Genomic DNA, 5514 nt, shown 5'->3' with positions numbered 1-5514 from the left:
CCTTTGATAAAGCTATGATGAGCCGAAAACCCTCTCTTCTCAATTAATACAATTTGGTCTCATGGGCGTTGATGTCGGACACTGATGGATGTTACATTACATCAGGGAGAGGCGAAAGCCAAGGCCAATCTTGGCTGTTGCTGGCGATGGAGCTTGGCAACCTACGCTTGGGAAGTGCATCGGTCAGCGCTTTCTGCCTACGAACGTCAATTGAGGATGCTATGGCCCGCTATTCAGAACACGACACAACCAAAATCTACCAAGCGGCTGATGCATTCCGGACCAACTGCCTCCTGAACGACGGCTCACTGCTGTTCGCCGACGCTTCCGTTTGGCGGCCTGACGTTCTGGATCGCATCCACAAGGCCTTCGTTGCAACTCCTGACGAAGGCGATCGCACGTTTATCGACAAGTTCAGAGATCAGGTTGGCAAGGCCGGGCAGGATGTGTCACGCCTTGCAGCAGAGATCTTGAGCGTGTACTTCCTGTTCCCCTCCAATGTCGGAGGCGTACGCAAGCGACAGGTGGTGAGCGAGGTGCTCGGGTGGGGCGGTGACAGCCTGCCGGAGTCACACCCTGTGTCAGCAGCCTTCGCCAACGGGATCGGCAGTGGCGGCCAGGGCTACAACACCCGTCGTCCCTTCGAAATCGCCTTTCTGATCGAGCTCGCCATCGCATGGAAAAAGTTACCGCAGGACCGGCAGGCACAGGTGGCCGCCGATCCGTGGCTCTTTCAAGAGATCGTTGACAGCATAGAAGATGCCGAGTCGAAGCAGCTTCGGCACATGCTCCTCCACCTCCTGTTTCCCGAGCACTTCGAGCGCATAGCAAGTGGCAATCACAAGCGCAGAGTCATCAAGGCTTTCTCGGGACTGGTCACTGCCGAAGCAGAGGATGATGACCGGGCGATCTTGGCCATTCGCCAGGAGCTCGAAAAGCTGCTTCCCAACCAGGAGCTGGACTTTTACTGGTCGCCGCTTGTCGAGGCTTGGTACGACGACAGCGAGGGCGCATCTGAAGGTGCGCCGCTGGAGATCATCCAGCACAAGAAGCAGATCGTCCTCTACGGACCGCCGGGTACTGGCAAGACTTTTCGCGCCAAGAAGCTGGCTGAGCGTGTCATCCGATCTGCGGCACTGAGCCAAATGGGCCCGGCTCGCTACTTCCAGTCGCAATCTGCTATCGAATCCGCGATCCGCGACAACGTGCATCGACTGCAGCTGCACCCGGCCTACAGCTACGAGGACTTCATTCGCGCACTCCACATTTCGAATGGCGGTGGCACGGAATATCGAGCTGGCTACCTTCCGAAACTGATTGAGGACATCGAGCGACAGCCACGCGCGGAACGTCTGCCGCACATCCTGATACTGGATGAAATGAACCGGACGGATCTGAGTCGGATGCTCGGCGAATGCTTCTCCTTGCTTGAGGATCGCAATCAGACGATTGAGCTTCCGGCACGCAATGGCGACGGGGCAGCAATGAAGCTGCGCATCCCCGACGATCTGTACGTGATCGGCACCATGAACCTGATTGACCAGTCCATCGAGCAGATCGACTTCGCGCTGCGCCGCCGTTTCCTGTGGCTACTTTGCCCGTTTGACGCCGAGGCTCTGGTGGGTGCCGCCGAATCGAAGTGGAAGGATCTGGAATCGGGCTTGGAGTGGGATCGTATCGAACCGGACTTCCGCAAATTGGCGGCAGCTGCAGCGGCGTTGAACAAGCAGATCCACGACAGCCCGCTGCTTGGCTCGCAGTACGAGATCGGGCACACCTATCTGCTTGACGTGGTCGTGTTCCTGCGCAATTTCCTCGGTGCTCGACCTTCGCGTAAACAGAACTACCTTTGGAACAAGAAGGGTGAAGCGCTGGAGCCCGTTGTGCAGGTGTGGAACCTATCTCTTCGCCCACTATTGGAGCAGTACCTCGCTGGGCTGGACGCTAACGCACGCAATACCGAGCTCGACCGGCTATCCAAGGTCTTGCTCAAGCCGTCGGTGGCAGAGTGAAACTAGTTGCGCGTGACTGCTCGCCGCTTGTCCCGCCACCGACAGCGGCGGAGGCGAACTGGCTCCGTAAGCTTGCAACCAAAGTCCAAGCCTCGAGCCTTGTCGTGCCCATTTCCGGCGAAAGGGACGAGGACGAACCAATCGTCTACTGCGCATGGGACGGCACTTGGTGGGCTGGCCGGTACGTTGGCTCAATTTCCTTCGAGGGGCACAGCCTGACCATCGAGCCACGTTTTGGCCTGGCCACGCTTCGGAATTGGCTTTTTGAAGCAACGTCGGTCGTGCTGACCGACGCGCCCGGGAAGCTCAGGGAGGACGAATCGTTTATTGCCCAACTCCTCGCGTCCGTTTGGGCCCATGGTTTCATCGAGGCGGCACGGCATGGGCTGCCTGCGCTTCGCCGTGAAGTGGCTACGAAAGGCGCGACTGTCAGGGGACGGCTTGATGTCCCTGCATCTCTGCGCTTGATCGCCGCTGGTGGTGGGCAGGTTGTTTCCATCCGTTCAGAGCGAACGCTAGATCACGCTGCATCTGACGCCATCGTCGCTGCCTACGAAGTGCTGCGGCGGTGGCTTGGGGTGCCGGACGAAAAATGGCTTCCGAAGCGTGCCAAGGAACTCCTGCCCCATCTGATGGCTGTCACCGGGGCGCGACCACGCGTACCGACGAAGGCTGAACTGGATCGGATTCGATATACGCCGATGACCGCAGGCTTTGCGCCTATCGCTGAGTTGTCGCGGCAGATTGCAAACCGAAGGGGGCTTGCTGCTGATATTGATGCCAGTGGCGAAACGAAAGGTGTGCTGCTCGACGTTGCCGAGCTGTGGGAAATGTATGTGCTCAGTATTTTGCGGAAAGCTGCTGCACCGTTGACCGTGACTCACGGCACCCGAGATAAGTCTGCCACCAAGAAGCTGCTCCACAGCGAAGTCTCGGGCCGAGGTTTGGGCACATTGATACCCGACGCCATCCTGCTTTCAGGCTCCACCATCAGGGGCGTTGTTGACGCCAAATACAAGTCCCTTCATCCGTCTGCCAGCTCACCAAATGGGCCGCAGCGCGACGACCTGTACCAGATGGCCGCCTATCTGGGACGCTTTCAAGCTCCTGAAGGACTGTTGACCTGGGGACTCTTGGCATATCCCTTCGACCCATCCAAACCTGATACGCCCCATGCCGAACAGAACAACCCTTGGAGCCTTGATAGCGGGAAGAAAATCAGCTTCGCCACGCTGCCCCACGATCCCACCGATGCAGTGGCCAAGTTGCGGTCTTTAGTCATACAAGCTGGTATGTCTGGCACTTGGTCAGCAAGCGCTTGAAGTTCCGGGATTTACGGACTTGCTCTATGCCCAGAAGCATTTGGCCAAATCGTCGAATCGGCGGACTCAGGAGCCATGCGTTATTATCTGGTTCTGAAAGCGGACGCGGGTTCGGTTCCGTGTTCCACCTTCAAGGGACAAATGGCCGAAACGGTGGACTTTGGGCCAAAACCGGGGACATTTGTTCGGACTACGAAGTGGAATCGAACTGTTCTCTGTCCAGTTCCCGGGCGAGTTCATGCCATAGTGGCACGCGCGATGGCGGTGCAGGCTCTGGCTCCGTATCTGGTTGTCGGGGTGCCTTGGGCTCCGGCGGCCGACCGACAGTGCTGTGGTTTTGCTCCCATTCCCAGAGGGCTTGCAGCGAGAAGCGGACGCTGCCAACCAAGGCCAGATGTGGAACCTGCTTCCTGGCACGGTATTCCGGGGTTGTGAACCAGTGTTTGGGCAGTCCGGTCGCCTCAATCACATCCTGGGCCGTGACGTAGAACGCCCCGGCATCTTCTTCCGTTTCAGGCTGTTCCTGCGGCCGAGTCACGACTTTGGGCACGCGTTCACCGTCACCAAGAATCGCTGACCAGTGCTGCGCGCTCTGTCGCTCGAAGCGGTGTTGTCACGTTAAGTTTCTCTGGCCGGAAAGGCCAGGGGCTCGTAGATATTCAGGCGAAACAGGCCGCAATTTTCCATGCATCGAAAGCTTCGAGGCGATGGTAGCGAATTGTGTGTGCGGCTCGGCGACGAGATGGAACAGAGAAACAATTGCGGGTCGCTGAGTGCATGGAGACGAACCGTTGCAACGCTCCAGGTGACAGATGACCTTGCATGGTTCGCTCCCGTTTCCTAAACGGCAGATGGCTATTTTCGGCCCGATTATTGAGGCCCTTGTGCGACCAATGGTCAAGGCCGGGTGCCACTTCTGCCTTTGCTGCACCGTAGGAGCGGAGCNGGGCGCGCCTGACGCCGCCGCAAGTTGCGTGTGATCTGGGGGCCGAACTTGGCGATCCAACGACGAACTGTCTCGTATGATACGTCGATTCCACGCTCAAGCAGCATTTCCTCAACTTCACGCAGACTAAGGTTGAACCGCAGATAAAGCCACACCGCATGAGCAATAAGCTGTGGCGGAAAACGGTGACGCTTGAAGATGATAACTGATGTCTGCATCGCCAAAATTTACGCCCAAACCGTCAGGCAGGCAACTGTAGCCCAGTTAACGTGACAACACCCACGAAGCAGGTTGGGCCTCGGGGCTTCCTGCAGAAATTGCCGTATGAAACGGTCGAGCGTGCCCTCCAGTTGGCGGTAGCTGCCAAAACGCACGGATATCGCAGGGACCCGCGCTGCAAAGGCCGCAATCCGCGACGCATTGAAGACGGTCATCGTCTGGTTGGGATGGTGCGACTGCGCCAGCAGAAACTGGAATTCGGCGGCAGACAAAGGGGAAATGTCAAGCCGCGCGCCTTCGTGGAAACATGGATAGATGGCCAGTCGGGTGTCGGCGATCTGATCCGCGCCGATTTCTGCCACCTCGGGCCTTGCGATGATGCCTTGGTCAGCGATCTGAATGATCTGGGCAGGATCAATCTGCTGTGCTCCCTCCCAGTGCGGGTGCATAGTGAGGGGCATGGGAAGGGGTGAGATTGCTGCCGGCCTGCCATGTTTTTCGGCATAGCTGCTTGCGAGGCTCACGCAATTGTCGGCGAGGTAGCCAAAGCCCCGGCGAAGGAGCCAGGCCGTCAGCGCTGACTTTCCGCAGCCCGCAGGCCCTGCCACAAGCACTGCGTGTTCCCCCTCGGATACGGCCCCGGCCCGAAGCACGGTATCGATGGAACTTGCCGCAAATATGCTTTCGATTTCGCGGCACAGGTGCAGGAACAGCGTCTCGCTGGTAAGCTCCTCGAGCAGTACAGCGTCCTTGTAGCGCAGGAGGAACTTGCCATTGCCGTCACCGCGAATCTCGAGCTCATCCGCCTGTGTGGCACCATCATGAAGTCTGAAATTGCGAAATACCCGCTGCAGCGCGGGTGCAAGCTCCTCCGAAAAGGTCAGGCGGAGAGCATGGTTGTTGATGTCAAACAACATGGCGGGTTCGGCTGTAGTGTCCGTCGTCGAATGATTTGAGACTATTTGTGTTTTTGAAGATTGGAGTTTCCGGCTCGGTTTGGGGTTTGATTTAAGCG

General features: G+C 58.0%; 4 protein-coding genes and 1 pseudogene. 2 read left to right on the top strand and 3 right to left on the bottom strand.

Going from position 1 to position 5514, the window contains the following annotated elements:
- Nucleotides 1-221 precede the first annotated feature (221 nt).
- Nucleotides 222-2012, top strand: coding sequence for an AAA family ATPase (locus ACFO1V_RS02360; RefSeq protein WP_374834670.1), 1791 nt, complete (start codon nucleotides 222-224; stop codon nucleotides 2010-2012).
- A complete protein-coding gene (locus tag ACFO1V_RS02355; RefSeq protein WP_374834672.1) occupies nucleotides 2009-3334 on the top strand; it encodes a 5-methylcytosine restriction system specificity protein McrC in 1326 nt (441 codons plus the stop codon). The genes ACFO1V_RS02360 and ACFO1V_RS02355 overlap by 4 nt, the downstream gene beginning before the upstream one ends.
- A gap of 190 nt (nucleotides 3335-3524) precedes the next feature.
- Here ACFO1V_RS02355 and ACFO1V_RS02350 read toward each other — a convergent pair whose 3' ends face one another.
- From ACFO1V_RS02350 to ACFO1V_RS02340, 3 genes and pseudogenes are all read right to left on the bottom strand, one after another.
- Entirely contained in the window at nucleotides 3525-3884 is a 360-nt protein-coding gene (locus tag ACFO1V_RS02350; protein ID WP_380075048.1) for a hypothetical protein, read from the bottom strand.
- 109 nt (nucleotides 3885-3993) lie between these two features.
- A pseudogene (locus ACFO1V_RS15490) lies at nucleotides 3994-4498 on the bottom strand (IS6 family transposase).
- Between the two features lie 9 nt (nucleotides 4499-4507).
- Nucleotides 4508-5514 (bottom strand): phosphoenolpyruvate carboxykinase (ATP) (locus tag ACFO1V_RS02340; protein WP_380075047.1); only part of this gene is annotated, 1007 nt, incomplete at its 5' end.

The sequence above is a fragment of the Daeguia caeni genome, from assembly GCF_042653845.1.
Taxonomy (GTDB): domain Bacteria; phylum Pseudomonadota; class Alphaproteobacteria; order Rhizobiales; family Rhizobiaceae; genus Brucella; species Brucella caeni.
This window is presented reverse-complemented; position numbering and strand designations above follow the sequence as displayed.